The following is a 16,035-nucleotide window of genomic DNA, read 5'->3' as shown; positions in this document are numbered from 1 at the left end:
AAGTGATGCTTTAACTTCGACGCTTACTCAGTTACTTTACGGGGAGCACAATTCTTTAATTACAAGAAATAAACGAAAGGGGCTTGAATTCAAGCCCCTTTCCTTTGTCACTATTCTAGCGACGAATTTCTTTAATTCTTGCAGCTTTACCGCGCAGGTCACGAAGATAGTACAGCTTCGCACGACGAACTTTACCGCGGCGAGCCACTTCGATTTTCTCGAGTTTAGGGGAGTTGACTGGGAATGTTCTTTCCACACCAACACCATAAGAGATTTTACGAACCGTAAAAGTCTCACCGATACCGCCGCCGCGACGTTTGATTACAACGCCTTCGAACAACTGGATACGCTCACGAGTTCCTTCGATAACTTTTACATGCACCTTCAAAGTGTCACCCGGGCGAAAACTCGGGATATCTTTTCGAAGTTGCTCTTGTGTAATTGCTTGTAGGATATTCATTAAGGACTTCCTCCTTCCGTACAGGTGTTCTTGCCTCTTCCGGAGAGCCGTTGCTCTCCCTCATTATCCGCAGAGGACCACCGTATTCCACACAACAGAAGTAATTTTATCATAAAAGACAGGCCCATGCAACATATATTTATTCTTTAAAGCGGCAGCATATCCCGTTTCTTCGCCTTCACCTTGCAGTCCTTGCAAAGTCCGACCACACTTCCGTCATCCTGGGCGTAAAAAATCAGCTTGCCGTTCTTCTTCTTGCAGGAGGAGCACTGCTGATCCGCAGCATTCTGCTTGGCCCTACGGTGCCCTTCCATAGAAATTACATTACTGGCCTTCCCCTGCTTCGGCGCTTCAGACTGTTCTTGGCTCATCCGGCTGCGGTACACGGTATAGACAACTGCGCCCACCAACACAACGATCAGGAATGCTGCATACTGCATTTGGCTCATCCGCCCCTCTGACTTATTCAGTCAAAATAGTAAACAGACCGTTTCCCGGGTCTGCTTCCGTGCCGGCCCTCCAGCTGTCTTCATTCTTCCGGTCCTTCATCTAACGCTAGTGTACCATAATGCAGAGTTGAAATGTAGCCGCAGGCTTACTGGACTATAGTCCAGTAGAACAACCCGCCGCCAGGCTGTTATCCAGTGTTTTCCCATAATATATAATACTGAGTATACATAAGCAAATAATCATGCCTTTAGGAGGGCCTATATAATGAAGAAACATCACAGCACAGCAATTATTGCAGCAATGGCCGTATTTTCTATTGCACTTACCGGCTGCCGGGAGCTTCCCGGCAAGGAAGCGGCGGATAACCAGTTGGAGCAGACGATCTCCGGCAGCTTCACCCAGGAAGCGGCAGAAGCCGTGAAGCAGAGTCTCAGCGATGCCAGTGATGCTGTAGGCGACGCCATCGAGAACACAGCGGGCATGATTGAAGATCAAATAAACACCAGCGGAATCAGCCGGAAGTTCTCCACCTCCCTGCCTATTGCTTCGGCTTCTGTCCTAAAGTTAGATAATGCGGTGGGGGAAGTCGCAGTGGCGCCCGCTTCAGGTGACGAGATTACTGTCCAAGCCACCGTCATAGTCCATGAGCAGACAGGCCACAAGCTGGTATCCGGCGTACTGGATCATACAGAAGTTTCTATTGAACATAAAGGTGACGCTCTAATCGTCTCTGCTCATGGTGAAGGCGATGCGAAGAAGGATCTCTGGGAATGGGCGCAGCATGAGTACGGCGATTCCAACCTCAGCATTAATTATGTAATCGGGATTCCAGAGACCGTTGACCGGTTTGAGATTGATAATAATGTAGGCACCGTTCAGCTCCGCGGGCTTGAGGGGACTTTTGAGATTAACAGCAATGTGGGAAGTATCATCCTGCAAGACACCGTGTTCACAGGCAAGTCCAGTGTGGAGTCGAATACAGGAAGTATTGAGCTTGGAGTATCCAGCATGACCAAGGGCAGCAGCCTCAAGGCCAAGAGCGATATCGGAAGAATCTCCGCCGATCTGTCAGCTTCAACCGCATGTACGGTCAAAGCCCGCAGCGAACTCGGCCACATCTCCGGCGCTGACAACGGTAAATCGAAGGATTATAATGGCGGCGGTCCGCTGCTATCGTTAACCACACAGATCGGAGCCATCTCCGTTAATTAAATCATCCTATACTAATGATTACGCCAAAAGTGGGCCTCCCTGACTTCCAGGAGCCCACTTTTGTTTTGTTCAAGCCATCGTCAGATAAGTGCAATCGCCAAAAGCGTGAACAGGCTCAAGGTAAGAATCTGGCTGCCGTAACCATAGTATCCGCCATAGTAGTTCCCCGCACCGCCCGGATAAAAGGCTGAGGTTTGCATTCTGCCATTACCTTTTGTTTTCAGATACACATTGTTCCGGTCCACATCCACAATAATTCCTTCATGGCGTTTGCCGTCAGTAGTCATAATGCGTACACGCTTGTCTTTGCAATGGAGACAATTATAATAAGCTTCCATCTGCTGTTTCCTCCTTAATCGTGGTTCTGTATCTTATGAGGGGAGGGATAAGCCGGTAACGGCTATCGTCACGCAGCAGGTGTCTATAATTAAATTAGCTGTGAAATGAATAACTTGTGAACATTGTGTATCAATTTTGTGTAAAAAGGGGTAATATTAAAGTAACAAAACAATTAACCGCTTACGGTTGTGAACAATCTTCTACAATCCATAAGGAGGCAGGAATCATGAGTACAGCAGGCAGACGTTTTATTAATGAAGGAGTACTGCGGATCGCCTGGTTTATCATCTTCGCTTCGCTCACCTACACGGTGCGCAATTATACTTGGGCCATTGTATTGCTTATGGTTGTTGCCTTGTATTCACTGGTTACGGGAGTCATTATGCTTACCCGCCGGGATAGAGACAGGGGCAGGTTCTAGATTAACCGCACATGGGTCTTATCCTCAAAATAAAAACACTTCCTACAGAGCGTGCTGCGCTGACGGAAGTGTTTTTTATTTTGAACGAAAACGGGAATAATCGGAGTAACAGGATTTGAACCTGCGACCTCACCCACCCCAAGGGTGCGCGCTACCAGGCTGCGCTATACCCCGACATTTCAAATCAACCCAATACTTCATGCCTACGTTTGCCGCATCCTCACGATTAACATACGTTCATCTCATTCATAATATGCCGGAAAGCGGTTACTTGCTGCTTATACTATAAATATACCCTACTCGTGATGTGGTTTCAAATAGAGTTTAGTATTTTTATGGAGTTCAATATTTTTTCGGATGTCATTAAAATTTAATGGATTTTCCGTAAAGGCTGTGCTATACTCTTGGCACAAGGAAAGGAGGTGCGTTCACATCAAGCATGACATGCTGAACGTATCCCTTACCCGGACCAACGGCTGAATGTTTTAGCCTTGGTGGCGCGGGATACGGATCAAAGTTACAAACTAGCGCCTCGGGTAGAGAGACCGTCTTCGGACGGTCTTTTTTATTTTCCAGGTTATTATCTAAAAATAACCGCTTGAGCCATCAGGACCTTACGTCCTTCTGCTCAAGCGGTTATTGGTGTAATCTGCTGTATTACTGAGGCTATGGAACCTGATACCAGGGTCTAATTCATTCCTTGCAATGTATTAGTTATGATTTACGATTCTTATAGAAATCGATAATATCACTCACTGTGCGGAGCGGCTCCGCTTCTTTGTTGTGGACTGTGTCCACGGCTGGCTTGAATGGTTCATGCGTATTCGTAGTCACTTCAGTCATTCCTTTCGATAGTTAAGCTAGCTGTGTCTTAAGCTGCATCTACTCTTGCGGCGCCTCTTATTATTACCCTTGGACAAGGATACCGACACACCCCTGCTTCTATTTTCAAATAAAAATCTACTTTTCCTGCCTATCTGTCACATTCATGAAACATGTCTTACAATCCCCAGCACACAGCAAAAAACGCCTCCCTAACGTAATATACGTTAAAAAGACGCCAGCTATGACTCTATTCAGGCCCAAATTTACAGTTAATTATTATCGAGGCTTGCCTGCTCCTGCAGCCGCTTCAGCGTCTGCTTGTCCTTCACTGTCAGCTCAGCCGTCTCCAGCAGATCCGGTCTGCGTTCGAGGGTACGCTGAAGCGCCTGCTCACGCCGCCACACCTCGATATTGGCATGGTGTCCGCTGAGCAGCATGTCCGGCACCTTCCAGCCCCGGAACTCTGCCGGCCGGGTATAATGCGGGTACTCCAGCAGCCCGGTGCTGAAGGAATCAGAGATTGCAGAGGTTTCGTTACCCAGTGCCCCCGGCTGCAGCCGCACGACCGAATCTATTACGGTCAAGGCAGGAAGCTCACCGCCGGTCAGCACATAGTCGCCAATCGACAGCTCGTCCGTCACCAGATGCTCACGGATTCGCTCGTCATAGCCCTCATAATGACCGCAGATGAAGATCAGATGCTGCTCCTGGGCCAGCTCTTCGGCGATCTGCTGGTTATAGGTCCGTCCCTGGGGGCACATGAGAATAATGCGCGGCTTCACCGCCGCTGTGTCCTCAGTGTCCGTGGCCCCTTGCTCACCGCCAGCGCTGCTCTGGGCTAGAACATGCTCCACCGCAGCGAAGATAGGGTCAGGCTTCAACACCATGCCTCCCCCTCCGCCGTAAGGCGTATCATCCACGCTATTATGCTTGTTGCCCGAGAAGTCGCGGAAATTCACAGTGTTCAGTGAAGCAATGCCTTTCTCACGGGCCTTACCAAGAATGCTGGTGCCGAAGACGCCTTCACACATATCCGGGAACAGCGTCAGCACGTCGATGCGGATCATGGGAGCAGCCCTTCCATGAGGTGTACAGTGATTTTTTTGTCTGCAATATTGACGTCCAGTACTACATCATTAATGACCGGAATCAGAATATCCTGGCCCTTCTTCGGCTTCACTACCCAGACATCGTTGGCCCCGGGCTGCAGAATCTCTGTAATCGTTCCCAGCGGCTGGCCGGCATCTTCATCCGTGTAGACTTCACATCCTACGATCTGGTGGAAGTAATACTCGTTCTCCGGCAGCTCAACCAGATCATCACTTGGCACCTTAAGCATACTGCCTTTATATTTCTCGATCTCATTAATATTCGTATACCCCTTAAGCTTGGCGATATACATCCCTTTGTGCTCTTTTGCCGATTCTATCGTAACCTCGAATTTCGGGCTTCCGTCTGCGGGAATCAGCAGCAGCTTTTTGCCGGGTGCAAACCGTACTTCCGGGAAATCGGTATGCGACAGGATTTTGATCTCCCCGCGGATGCCGTGCGTATTGACCAGTCTGCCTACGGTTAACTCTTCTGTCATGTGTTCATCTCCTTCACGTTGATTACGAACAGCTTATAAATTCTTATATTTTCAACAAAAAGGAGCCGGGATATACTATCCCTAGCCCCTCCTTGTGCGCATCCTTAAGATAAAATATCCACGGTAACGCGTTTATCACTTTTGACTGCTGCAGATGTGACTACGGTACGAAGCGCTTTGGCGATCCGTCCCTGCTTGCCGATGACCTTACCGACATCATCAGGATGCACGGAGAGCTCATAGACAATCAGGTGATCCTTCTCCACAGTCCGTACGGCCACATCCTCCGGATGATCCACTAAAGCCTTAGCAATAACACCAACTAATTCTTCCATAGAGGACCCTCGCAATCAGTCATTATTTCTGAAGCTTTGACTCATGGAACTTCTTCATCACGCCAGCTTTGGAAAGCAGGTTGCGGACGGTATCAGATGCTTGTGCACCTGTCTGAAGCCATTTAAGAGCCTTCTCTTCGTCAATCTTAACGACTGCCGGTACTTCGATCGGATTATAATAACCGATTTCCTCGATAAAACGGCCGTCACGAGGAGACCGGGAATCGGAAACCACTACACGGTAGAAAGGCGCTTTATGTGCTCCCATTCTTTTCAAACGAATACGTACTGCCACGAAATTCACCTCCTTAAAAGAATATCGTTGTCGATCCCTCCCAAACCCTCCCTTCCCGAAGGGAGGACCCCAAGGGCTCTGCCCTCTGGACACCCGCTAAGTGCAACTAGCGTAGGCGTTCAGATTGGCGGGACCTCAGAATGGGTTCGAGCGGAGACCGCTTTTCCTCCCTGCGGGATACGCTTGACTGGCGGCGTTCCCTGGCAACGAGGTTTTAAAGATTTTAAGATCGAAAGACTAAGATCAAAAGATTAAGGTCAAAAGACTATTCGATCTTCTAATGTTGTACTATATCAGATCTAGGGGTAAATCTTAAACCTAGAACCTAAACATTAAACCTTAAAGATTAAGGTCAGCGGAACGGGAACTTCATGCCGCCTTTGCCGGCAAGGCCCTTGAGCTGCTTCATGGCGTTCTTCTTACCGCCCTTGCCGCCTCCGCCGCCCATCATGCCGGAGAACTGCTTCATCATCTTACGCATTTCATCGAATTGCTTGATGAGCCGGTTCACCTCAGCGACGTTGGTACCGCTGCCTGCTGCAATACGCTTGCGGCGGTTGTGGTTGATAATCTCAGGCTGGGCTTTCTCCGCCTTGGTCATGGAATGAACAATGGCTTCAACGCGGCCCATCTGTTTATCGTCCACCTTCAGATCCTTCATGCCCTTGGCCTTGTTCATGCCAGGCAGCATGTCAAGAATCTGATCGATCGGTCCAAGCTTCTTCACCTGATCCATCTGCTCCAGGAAATCATCGAACGTGAACTCCGCATTACGCATCTTACGTTCCATTTCCTTGGCTTTCTCGGTATCGATGTTGGCCTGAGCCTTCTCGATCAGCGACAGCATGTCGCCCATACCAAGTATCCGCGAAGCCATCCGCTCCGGATGGAACGGCTCCAGCGCATCGATCTTCTCGCCGAGAGCGGCGAATTTGATCGGGCAGCCGGTGACCGCCTTGACGGATAATGCAGCACCACCACGGGTGTCGCCGTCAAGCTTCGTAAGCACTACGCCGGTAAGCTCCAGCTGCTTGTTGAAGCTGTCCGCCACATTCACGGCATCCTGACCGGTCATAGCATCGACTACCAGGAGCACCTCGTCTGGAGTTACAATGTTATGGATCTGCTTCAGCTCTTCCATCAGCTCTTCATCAATATGCAGGCGGCCTGCCGTATCAATAATCACATAATCCAAGTTATTATCCTTCGCATGCTGAACACCTTGTCTGGCAATCTCTACCGGACTGGTCTGATCACCCAGCGAGAAGACAGGAACCTTGATCTGTTCTCCGAGCACCTGCAATTGCTTAATCGCAGCCGGACGGTAGATGTCGGCGGCTACGAGCAGCGGGCGGTGATTGCCCTTCTGCAGCAGCTTCGCCAGCTTACCGGAAGTGGTCGTCTTCCCTGCGCCCTGCAGACCCGTCATCATAATGACTGTCGGCGGCTTGTTCGACTTAGCCAGCTTCGCCTGGCTTCCGCCCATCAGCTCGGTCAGTTCCTTGTTCACAATATCGATGATGACCATGCCTGGCGTGAAGCTGTCCATCACTTCCGTGCCAACAGACTTCTCTTTCACCTTGGACACAAAGTCCTTGACGACCTTGAAGTTAACATCGGCTTCCAGAAGGGCCAGCCGCACTTCACGCATGGCTTCGTTTACGTCATCTTCGGATACTTTCCCTTTGCCGCGCAGTTTGCTGAACACATTCTGCAATCTTCCGGTTAATCCTTCAAATGCCATAGGCGGCTCGCTCCCTTCTTCCTACTCTAACTTCTGCAGCTGTTCCATGAGTTCCATGAACTGCTGTTTATATTGCTCAGGCAGCATTGCCGTATCCTGCAATCTGCGCAGTTCTTCTAAGTATTTGTTGCGGTCTTCATGCTTGGACAAGAGTCCAAGCTTCTCTTCATAATTCTCAAGCACTTGCTCCGCCCGCTTGATATGCTCGTACACAGCCTGGCGGCTAATTTCAAATTCTCCTGCGATCTCTCCCAGGGAGAAATCATCATGGAAATAATATTTGAGAAACGTCTGTTGCTTGTCAGTAAGCAGCCGTTCATAGAAAGCAAATAACAGGTTGATCCGGTTGGTTTTCTCGAGCCTATTCTCCTGACTCATTAAGGGCACTCCCTTCGTCAAGGAAAAACACTTTACAGCTTCACAACGTCCCTTATGATACCGAAAACAAAGAAAGATGTCAAGTCTTTTTACTTGTCATCTTTTTCTTTGCTCAAAACCGGCATTCCCGCCCTGAAATCCTGCACCAGTACTGCCCTATACCTCCCGTATTAATGAATAGGGAGAATGTATATCAATACAACGAAGAAGTGCAGAACGGTTCCGGCAAGCACGAATAAATGCCAGATCGCATGATGATACGGAAAGCCGCGCCACACATAGAACACGGTGCCCAGAGTGTACAGCAGTCCGCCGATCATCAGCAGAGTCATACCGCCGCTGGCGACTGCCTGGGACAGCGGGCTCCAGGCGATTACGATCATCCAGCCCATCGCAATGTAGAAGATGGTGGACATGAACAGGAATTTTTTGACGAAAAAAGCCTTGAAGAAGACGCCGAATACCGCCACTCCCCAAGCAATGCCGAATAAGGTCCAGCCCAGCGGTCCACGGATCGCCACCAGCATAAACGGTGTGTACGTTCCGGCAATGAATAAATAAATCGAGGAGTGGTCAAGGAATTCAAAGAAATCCTTCGCCTTCCCCTCCCTGAGACTATGCACCATCGTTGAATTAAAATACAGCAGCAGCATAGTAGCGCCATAAATGGAGAAACTGACTACATGCCAGGCCGTGCCGTTCTGAACAGCATATACAACCAGCAGCACCAGCGCAGCAATGCTTAAGACGGCGCCGATCCCGTGCGTAACCGCGTTAGCGACTTCTTCCTTGCGGCTGTAAGTGTGAGTATTAGCCATACCACGATTCCTTCCGTTTACGGTTTCCCTCTATTATAGCTGTTTCTCCGAAGTCCTTCCAGCTTATGGACGCCGAAGGGCAGGCTGCTGCTGTATCATTCAACCGCCTAGAAGCCATCATTTGCTGATGCAGCAAGGCTTATTTAATTCTTATAGCTTATAAAGCTCGGTATACTTCGCTTCCAGATAATCTGCCAGATAATCGGGATTCAGCGGTTCGCCTGTGACTTGCTCAATAATCTGCGAAGGGGTCAGGCTCTGGCCGTAGCGGTATACCTTGCCCGTCAGCCATTCCTTGATCGGCAGCAGGTTACCGGCGGCAATCAGCTCCTCGAACTCCGGTAGCTCCTTACGCAGGGTGTTCAGCATCTGGGCCGCATACATGTTACCCAGGGAATAGGAAGCAAAATAGCCGAAATCTCCACCGGACCAATGCACGTCCTGCAGCACACCAAGCGCATCCGTAGGCGGTGTAATACCTAAGTATTCCTGATACTTCGCGTTCCAGGTCTTAGGCAGGTCCTTGACTTCAAGCCCTTCATTGAAAATCAGCTTCTCAATCTCATAACGCACAATAATATGCAGGTTATACGTCAGTTCATCAGCTTCGATCCGGATGAAGGAATTGCCTACACTGTTGATCGCCCGGTAAAAGTCTTCCATCTCCACGTTCGCAAGCTGCTCCGGGAAATGCTGCTGCAGATCGCCGTAGTAACGCTGCCAGAAGGCCCGGCTGCGGCCGATCATATTCTCCCACAGTCTGGATTGGGATTCATGAATTCCCATGGAGGCACCCTGTGCCAGCGGCGTACCGATCAGCTCTTCCCCGAAATTCTGCTCGTACAGGGCGTGTCCGCCCTCATGCAGCGAGCTGAAGATGGAGCTGGTCACATTGTCGAGCAGATAGTTTGTTGTGATGCGGACATCGCCAGGATTCAGACCTGTTGCGAACGGATGCACACTCTCATCCAGACGTCCCGCCTCGAAATCATAGCCCATCTGTTCAAGTAAGAAGAGGCCGAACTTCTCCTGTTGCTCTTTAGGGAAGATCTGGCTCAGGAATTCGGTGTCCGGCTTATTCGGCGAAGCATTGATCGCTTCGGCCAGCGGAACAAGGCGGCTGCGCAGACGGGTGAAGATGGCATCCACCTTCTCAACCGTCAAATCGGGCTCGTACATATCCAACAGTGTGTCATAACGCGAGCCTTGTACGCCCCAATAATCAATAAACTCTTGTTTGAGGGCCACAATCTTGCTCAGATAAGGCTCGAAGGAGGCAAAATCATTATCATCCTTAGCCTCTTCCCAGATCGTCTGCGCGTGGGCGGTGAGTACCGAATATTCCTCGAAGGTCTTGGACGGAATACTCTTACTGCGCTGGTACTCCTTGCGGGTATCCTTCACAATCTTATTCTGATTACCGTCCAGATGCTCCGCTACTTCCGGGCGGCTGAGATACTCTGTGAACGTCCCGATCTCCTCCGATACCTGGAGTTTGAACGCCTCTGCACTCAGCATACCAAGTGTGGCGGAACGGGTCTCTACGCCTTTGCGGGGCGCGCCTGTACGCAGATCCCAGCCCAGAAGTCCAATTGCTTCATAATAGCCTTTGATTTTAGATAATAGCTCGCTGAATTTATCCCATTGTTCCCGGACCTGCTGTTCCATGTCTGAGCACCTGCCTTGTCATTTTTTTCTACTCCTCTTGATGATACTTTTTATAATCGTTATAATCAAATTCGGGCTGTTTCTCTTCAAATTTGAAGTAGTCAACGGCTCACAGGCACGGAGACAGACTCCGCTTGGATTTTGCAATATTTGATTACAGCAAGCCCTTTATGTTCACGGCTAGACGCAGTACAATGGATTACAGTTTAATCAATTAAGGAGGCGCATGCTCATGAGTCAGATTACAGACATTATGGAGTTCAACAAGCATTTTGTAGAGGAAAAGGCATACGAGAGCTATCTGACCAGCCGCTTCCCGGATAAAAAAATGCTGATCATCACCTGCATGGACACAAGGCTTGTTGAGCTTCTGCCCAAGGCCATGAATTTCAAGAACGGCGATGTCAAAATCATCAAGAACGCCGGAGCCGTCATCTCCCAGCCGTTCGGCAGTGTCATGCGCAGTGTCATGGTTGCGCTATACGAGCTGGATGCAGACGAAGTCATCGTCGTCGGGCATTATGAATGCGGCATGGCTTCCCTGAACGCAGACAAGATGATTAACTCCATCAAGGAACGCGGCGTGTCAGATGAAGTGCTCAGCACACTGGAGAATTCGGGAATTAAGCTGACGAAATGGCTGCGCGGGTTTGACAATGTTGAGGAGGGGGTAATTCAGACTGTGGAGCTGATTAAGCGCCACCCCTTACTCCCCCCAAACGTACCTATTCACGGCATGATCATCGATCCGGCTACCGGAGCGCTTGAGCTTGTCTCGGACGGATACGCGGACTAAGGCAACTCTCTGATACTGCTGTTTGCGCGGGTCCCGGACCCGCGCTTTTTTTGTGTAAATTCTTATTTATTAAAAATTGAAACCTTAGCCTCCGCTATGCGTATTACCGGGCAACAGCCAGGTAAGCTGGGTGTTACCAAACTTCTAGGAGGTTCTCGTACTCAATGAAACCAATGAAACGTGTAATGATGATCGTCATGGCCTTCACACTGTTCTTCGCCGTCACTGTTCCTGACTTCGCAGATGCCCGCCGCGGCGGGGGCTTCAAATCAGGAAGCCGGGGATTCACAACGACCCCGAAGAAATCGACCACTGATAATGTGAAAAAAAGCGATAGCACCAAAAGCAACACCAACGGAACTGCAGCGAATGCGAACCGCGGCTTCTTCAGCGGCGGCAGCCTGATGAAAGGCCTGATGATCGGCGGGATCGCCGGCTTCCTCTTCGGCGGAATGTTCGCCGGCATGGGCGCTTTTGGAAATATCATCGGATTCCTGATTAACATGCTGGCCATCTACTTTGTAATTACGCTGATTATGTCCTTCTTCAAGCGCAGACAGGAGCGACGCCGGTTGGAAGAAAGAGACGGACGCTACTAATGGGTGTTACTGTTCTCAGTATGGACGAGATTATCAATGCGATCTGCCTGCATATGGCGGAACGTAAAGCTGTACGGGTGGAGGAAGTCCAGGTGGAACTGAGCTGGGATGAGGACACCGGCTACACCGCAGAAGTCTGGATACAGGGAAGAAGCCAGTACCTGGTGGAGTCCAACATGATTGAGTCCATTCTTCGCTACGTACACAGCGAATACGGCATCCGTGCCTACCGCGAAGATGTACGGCTGGAGCTGGACGAAGAGATTACAGCGGTTGTGAACACGTAAGCGTTGCGATACTTTTGAATAAAGGGATGACCCTGATAGCGGGGTCATCCCTTTTATTGTCACTGCGTCATATTCACAAGAGTTCTTATCCTTCCGGGGTATGGAACCCGGCCAATACATCGTCCCTGCCGACCCGCGCTGCGCTGCTTCCATGCAGCTCAGCCCAAGGCACACGCTGCTGCCGCAGAATCGCCGCAGTTCCTTCAGAAGTGTACTCCGCATACCTGACCGTCTGCTCATTGTCAGGCTCGCCCCAGTTATCCCAGCCTTGGGGATGGATATGCTGGCCCATCCTGCAATCCACAAAAGCGGTCTTGGCATGCTCCCGCCAGGGGCGGCCCAGGAATACCGGTGCCGTTCCCGGCTCAGCGCTCAGATAACATTGATTGAACACGTAGCCGTAGGCCTGCCCTTCGGGAGTGGATGCTGCCGTAATATACCCTCCATGCCCTCCGCTATTCCGCAGGCTGTGCAGCGTACAATGCTCGAAGTAGGCCGCTGCTCCGCCAAAGATAAAGTCTACGGTTCCCTCAATACAACAGTGCTGGTACAACTGGCGGTACTGTGCATGATGCTCCCGCAGCGGAACCCCGCCGAACAGCAGACGCTCTCTGGGAGCCGGCGGCAGCGGGCCGGTGAACAGCGTGTCCTGATGGCCCTTGAAGGTACAATTTCGGAATACCGTCTCATCACAATGGGCGTACACCGCCACTGCCTGCCCTACCTCGCTGCCTTGCCCCGCTGTATTAGAGACGGTCAGATTCTCCAGGACCAGCTTCCGGCCACCCAGGAAGAGGGTGGGAGTTGCAAAGGTCCCGATCTCCTCCCCCTGCTGATCCAGCTCCCGGGCATAGCGGTTCATCGTGATCTCCACTTGTCCGATGCCGATGATACGGAGACAGGAGCGGTAGACCCGCACCTCCTCCTTGTACACGCCCGGCATAATGTAGAGCGTGGCCTCTATGTCCGGGTCCAGATGTTCCAGGGCATCAACTGCCGCCTGAATGGTAGAGTAATCGCAAAAGCCCTCTTTGCCCACCAGCATTCCTTTTCCCATCCTCTCTCACACTCCGGACTTTGTGTAAAGCCTGCTTACTTACTTCTTTGTCAGTTTGTATGCAGCTTCATATTCCTCAGTGATCTTGGTTCCGCCGGAATCCTTCCAGGTCTGTACAGCTTTCTTGAATGCCGCCTCATCCGATTGGCCCATGATATATTTGAAGGTAGCATCTGTGATAATCTTTTGCAATTCCGTTCCCTGCTCATTATTGGTTGCCGAATCCAGCGGAACGGTTGGATCAAGCACAGCGAACTTGTCATTCTCACGGATCAGCTCATTGGCCAGCTGCTTCTCAGGGTTCGCATCCTTAAGCGTATAGGCAATTTCACTAGGTCTGCTAGAGGAGAAAGGCTGTACATCCGCCTGCCACAGCTCGGTGTTCAGGATCTTGAAGGCGCCATTCTCATCATATTCATAGTGAGTGCCTTCGATCCCGCCGGTCATCAGCATGAACGCCTTCTCATCAATCAGGTCATTAACGAACTTCAGCAGCCGCTTGAGCTCTGCTTCGGTCTTCACCTCTGATTTTGGAAAAGCCATCAATCCGCCGATCCCGCTGCCCTCGGACCAGATATGATACTGTCCATCTCCATTAGAAATCTTATTCACCGGCACCAGCTCCATGCCCGGCTGCAGATCCTGCGCCAGTGTTCTCAGACTGGTGATGTCCACCATACCGGTATAAATCCCGGTTTTACCCTGCGCGAATTGCTGCTGCTGGTCTGATTTGGCTGTAACTGCGAAGTCCTGCGCCAGATATCCGTTCTCGTAGAGCTTTCTGGAGTAATTCATCGTGTCGATATACTCTTGGGTATCGAATTCAGGGGTAAACTTGCCGCTATCATCCACCTTCCAGCCATTCGGCGTGCCGAAATAGGAGCTTAGTGTTTTGAAGCTGCTGTATTTCAGCTCTGATCTGTCCCCGAAGCCTGTCGTATCCTTCACGCCGTTGCCGTCCGGGTCGTCCTCTGTGAACGCTCTGGCTACTTCATACACCTCATCCAGCGTCTTCGGGACCGGCAGACCCAGCTTATCCAGCCAGTCCTTGCGGAAAATCAGACCGGAACGCGCCAGATTCTTCTGGAAAGGAACGCCGTACAGTACGCCTTCAATCGAAGCCGCTTCCTTCAGCTCAGGAGCAATCTTCGCCAGATTACTGAACTCTGCGAGATACGGCCCCACATCCCAGAACAGCCCTGATTTCAGTGAGCTTCTAACCGATGAATTGGTCATCATGGTCAGCGTGACAATGTCTGCAAGCTCCCCCGAAGCCAGCGCCGTAGTGATCCGCTCTTCCTTGGAAGCATCGGGCACCCAGTTGAAGGAGATTTTGCTGTTGGTATATTCCTCAAGCAGAGATTTGATCGTATCGGTTGGCGGCGAAGCGGTGTGCAGAATATTCAGCCAGGTTAATTCGAGTGTCGAGTTCAGATCCTCTGCAGCGGCAGTCTTTTTCTCTTCCTTGTCTCCGCCGCATGCCGAGAGCATAGTGGTAGCCATTGTAGCGATTGCAAGTAGAGTGACCCATCTTTTGTTCATAACACTTCTCCTTTGGTAGATAGAAATAGTTAACCTTAGCCTTAATACACGCCGTCTTCGCCCATTCTTTTGGCCAGCTTGTTGGAGAGCATCACGAGAATCAACCCGACAACACCCTTGAACAAACCTATCGTGGTGCTGAAGCTTAATTGCCCGTTCTTGAGGCCCGCCGTATAGATATAGGTATCGAAAATCTCGGCGACACTGCGGTTCAGTGAATTCAGCAGCAGATACATATGCTCGAAGCCGAGATCCAGCGTGCTGCCGATTTTGAGAATCAGCAGAGTAATAATCACGGGACGGATGGCCGGCAGTGTAACATGCCAGGTCTTGCGCAGACGGCTGGCCCCGTCCATCTCTGAAGCTTCATAGAGCTGCGGGTCCACTACAGTGATGGCTGCCAGATAGATAATGGTCGACCATCCGAGCTCCTTCCAGATAATCTGCAGGATATAGATCGTCCGCAGCCACTCGGAGGAGGTGAGAAAGCTGATCTTTTTGCCGCCGAGACTTGCGATCATCTCATTGATAACCCCGCCATCCACCGTCAGGAACACATACGTAATAGAGACAATGATGACCCAGGACATGAAGTGCGGGATGTAGATAATCGTCTGAATCCAGTTCTTGAGATAGCGTCCCTTCAACTCATTAAGCATCAAGGCTACAATTATCGGCAGAGGGAAGAAAATCACAATGTTCATGGCAAACAGAATCAGGGTATTGCGCAGCAGCTGCATGAACGTAGGCTCCGTAAATAATCGGATGAAATGCTTCAGGCCGACCCATTCACTCCCGGTAATCCCCTGGAACGGCTGATAATTCTGGAACGCAATAATCAGCCCGCCCATGGGCAGATATTTGAAAATGATGAAATACAGCAGCCCGGGCAGGATCATCAGATACAGCAGCTTGTATTTGTTCAGAGCCGTAAGAGCGCGTGCGCCTTTCCCCTTTTCTATGGTTAGATTTGGTGTTGCGGTGATGCTTGTTGCTTTCACATGTCTGCCTCCTTTGCTCGTTCCTGTTACAGTCTCAGCGTAAGAAATTTCTTACATTACGTATATAATCATTATGTGATAGCGTTTACAGAACCCGCATGGCTGCGCGGTTAAGGCCGATCAGATCTCCTCTGAGGATTACCCGCCTAGGCTAATGATTATTCTGCGGAGACGCGCTGGACAGGGCTGGCCTACGAACACCTCATGCCCGGATTATATA

20 protein-coding genes and 1 tRNA gene are annotated in these 16,035 nt (G+C 50.5%); 5 read left to right on the top strand and 16 right to left on the bottom strand.

Translation table 11 applies throughout. The features are described 5' to 3' along the window. Nucleotides 1–115: 115 nt before the first annotated feature. Nucleotides 116–460 carry a 50S ribosomal protein L19 gene (rplS, locus tag NST04_RS17140; RefSeq protein ID WP_036701215.1) on the bottom strand — a complete coding sequence of 115 codons (345 nt, stop codon included), beginning with the start codon at nucleotides 458–460 and terminating at the stop codon, nucleotides 116–118. A gap of 146 nt (nucleotides 461–606) precedes the next feature. After that, nucleotides 607–909 (bottom strand): hypothetical protein, encoded by a 303-nt coding sequence (locus NST04_RS17135; protein WP_341185352.1) that lies wholly within the window; start codon nucleotides 907–909, stop codon nucleotides 607–609. A gap of 265 nt (nucleotides 910–1,174) precedes the next feature. On the opposite strand from NST04_RS17135, the gene NST04_RS17130 reads away from it, so the two are divergent. Beyond that, nucleotides 1,175–2,122 carry a hypothetical protein gene (locus NST04_RS17130; protein WP_341185351.1) on the top strand — a complete coding sequence of 316 codons (948 nt, stop codon included), beginning with the start codon at nucleotides 1,175–1,177 and terminating at the stop codon, nucleotides 2,120–2,122. An 80-nt stretch (nucleotides 2,123–2,202) separates the two neighbouring features. Here the strand turns inward: NST04_RS17130 and NST04_RS17125 are convergent, their stop codons facing one another. Continuing rightward, a complete protein-coding gene (locus NST04_RS17125) occupies nucleotides 2,203–2,460 on the bottom strand; it encodes a hypothetical protein (protein WP_076078592.1) in 258 nt (85 codons plus the stop codon). A 227-nt stretch (nucleotides 2,461–2,687) separates the two neighbouring features. Here NST04_RS17125 and NST04_RS17120 point away from each other — a divergent pair, with 227 nt between their 5' ends. Continuing rightward, nucleotides 2,688–2,882, top strand: a complete 195-nt coding sequence (locus NST04_RS17120) for a hypothetical protein (RefSeq protein ID WP_036701210.1) — start codon at nucleotides 2,688–2,690, stop codon at nucleotides 2,880–2,882. A 100-nt stretch (nucleotides 2,883–2,982) separates the two neighbouring features. Here the strand turns inward: NST04_RS17120 and NST04_RS17115 are convergent. The 10 genes from NST04_RS17115 to NST04_RS17070 form a co-directional block, all read right to left on the bottom strand. Continuing rightward, nucleotides 2,983–3,056, bottom strand: a tRNA-Pro gene (locus NST04_RS17115). A gap of 540 nt (nucleotides 3,057–3,596) precedes the next feature. Then, nucleotides 3,597–3,725, bottom strand: a complete 129-nt coding sequence (locus NST04_RS17110; protein ID WP_341022736.1) for a hypothetical protein — start codon at nucleotides 3,723–3,725, stop codon at nucleotides 3,597–3,599. Between the two features lie 251 nt (nucleotides 3,726–3,976). Then, nucleotides 3,977–4,771 (bottom strand): tRNA (guanosine(37)-N1)-methyltransferase TrmD, encoded by a 795-nt coding sequence (trmD, locus tag NST04_RS17105; protein ID WP_341186780.1) that lies wholly within the window; start codon nucleotides 4,769–4,771, stop codon nucleotides 3,977–3,979. Then, the gene (gene rimM / locus NST04_RS17100; RefSeq protein ID WP_341185350.1) at nucleotides 4,771–5,295 is read right to left on the bottom strand and encodes a ribosome maturation factor RimM; all 525 of its coding nucleotides are present in this window, start codon (nucleotides 5,293–5,295) and stop codon (nucleotides 4,771–4,773) included. The genes trmD and rimM overlap by 1 nt, the downstream gene beginning before the upstream one ends. A gap of 104 nt (nucleotides 5,296–5,399) precedes the next feature. Then, entirely contained in the window at nucleotides 5,400–5,630 is a 231-nt protein-coding gene (locus NST04_RS17095) for a KH domain-containing protein (protein WP_020432321.1), read from the bottom strand. A 22-nt stretch (nucleotides 5,631–5,652) separates the two neighbouring features. Further along, nucleotides 5,653–5,925, bottom strand: coding sequence for a 30S ribosomal protein S16 (gene rpsP, locus NST04_RS17090; RefSeq protein ID WP_036701203.1), 273 nt, complete (start codon nucleotides 5,923–5,925; stop codon nucleotides 5,653–5,655). 352 nt (nucleotides 5,926–6,277) lie between these two features. Then, the gene (gene ffh, locus NST04_RS17085) at nucleotides 6,278–7,669 is read right to left on the bottom strand and encodes a signal recognition particle protein (protein ID WP_076160340.1); all 1,392 of its coding nucleotides are present in this window, start codon (nucleotides 7,667–7,669) and stop codon (nucleotides 6,278–6,280) included. A gap of 21 nt (nucleotides 7,670–7,690) precedes the next feature. Then, nucleotides 7,691–8,047, bottom strand: a complete 357-nt coding sequence (locus NST04_RS17080) for a putative DNA-binding protein (RefSeq protein WP_341185349.1) — start codon at nucleotides 8,045–8,047, stop codon at nucleotides 7,691–7,693. A gap of 170 nt (nucleotides 8,048–8,217) precedes the next feature. After that, complete coding sequence (trhA, locus tag NST04_RS17075) at nucleotides 8,218–8,865, bottom strand: PAQR family membrane homeostasis protein TrhA (RefSeq protein ID WP_341185348.1); 648 nt, start codon at nucleotides 8,863–8,865, stop codon at nucleotides 8,218–8,220. Between the two features lie 150 nt (nucleotides 8,866–9,015). Next, nucleotides 9,016–10,533 (bottom strand): carboxypeptidase M32, encoded by a 1,518-nt coding sequence (locus tag NST04_RS17070; RefSeq protein WP_341185347.1) that lies wholly within the window; start codon nucleotides 10,531–10,533, stop codon nucleotides 9,016–9,018. 232 nt (nucleotides 10,534–10,765) lie between these two features. Here NST04_RS17070 and NST04_RS17065 point away from each other — a divergent pair, with 232 nt between their 5' ends. From NST04_RS17065 to NST04_RS17055, 3 genes are all read left to right on the top strand, one after another. Next, entirely contained in the window at nucleotides 10,766–11,329 is a 564-nt protein-coding gene (locus NST04_RS17065) for a beta-class carbonic anhydrase (protein WP_036701195.1), read from the top strand. 164 nt (nucleotides 11,330–11,493) lie between these two features. After that, complete coding sequence (locus NST04_RS17060; protein ID WP_200869617.1) at nucleotides 11,494–11,928, top strand: hypothetical protein; 435 nt, start codon at nucleotides 11,494–11,496, stop codon at nucleotides 11,926–11,928. Nucleotides 11,929–11,948: 20 nt separating this feature from the next. Further along, on the top strand, nucleotides 11,949–12,215 hold the full coding sequence (locus NST04_RS17055) for a YxcD family protein (RefSeq protein ID WP_339249069.1): 267 nt from the start codon (nucleotides 11,949–11,951) through the stop codon (nucleotides 12,213–12,215). 85 nt (nucleotides 12,216–12,300) lie between these two features. On the opposite strand, the gene NST04_RS17050 is transcribed toward NST04_RS17055, so the two are convergent. Genes NST04_RS17050 through NST04_RS17040 form a run of 3 tightly spaced genes read right to left on the bottom strand, consistent with a single transcriptional unit; the run spans nucleotide 12,301 to nucleotide 15,713 of the window. Continuing rightward, nucleotides 12,301–13,260 (bottom strand): pectinesterase family protein, encoded by a 960-nt coding sequence (locus NST04_RS17050; RefSeq protein WP_341186779.1) that lies wholly within the window; start codon nucleotides 13,258–13,260, stop codon nucleotides 12,301–12,303. Between the two features lie 51 nt (nucleotides 13,261–13,311). Beyond that, the gene (locus NST04_RS17045) at nucleotides 13,312–14,814 is read right to left on the bottom strand and encodes an extracellular solute-binding protein (RefSeq protein WP_341185346.1); all 1,503 of its coding nucleotides are present in this window, start codon (nucleotides 14,812–14,814) and stop codon (nucleotides 13,312–13,314) included. A 41-nt stretch (nucleotides 14,815–14,855) separates the two neighbouring features. Further along, nucleotides 14,856–15,713 (bottom strand): ABC transporter permease, encoded by an 858-nt coding sequence (locus tag NST04_RS17040; protein WP_445321838.1) that lies wholly within the window; start codon nucleotides 15,711–15,713, stop codon nucleotides 14,856–14,858. Nucleotides 15,714–16,035 lie beyond the last annotated feature (322 nt).

Source organism: Paenibacillus sp. FSL H7-0756 (assembly GCF_038006765.1).
Lineage (GTDB): Bacteria > Bacillota > Bacilli > Paenibacillales > Paenibacillaceae > Paenibacillus_AQ.
This window is presented reverse-complemented; position numbering and strand designations above follow the sequence as displayed.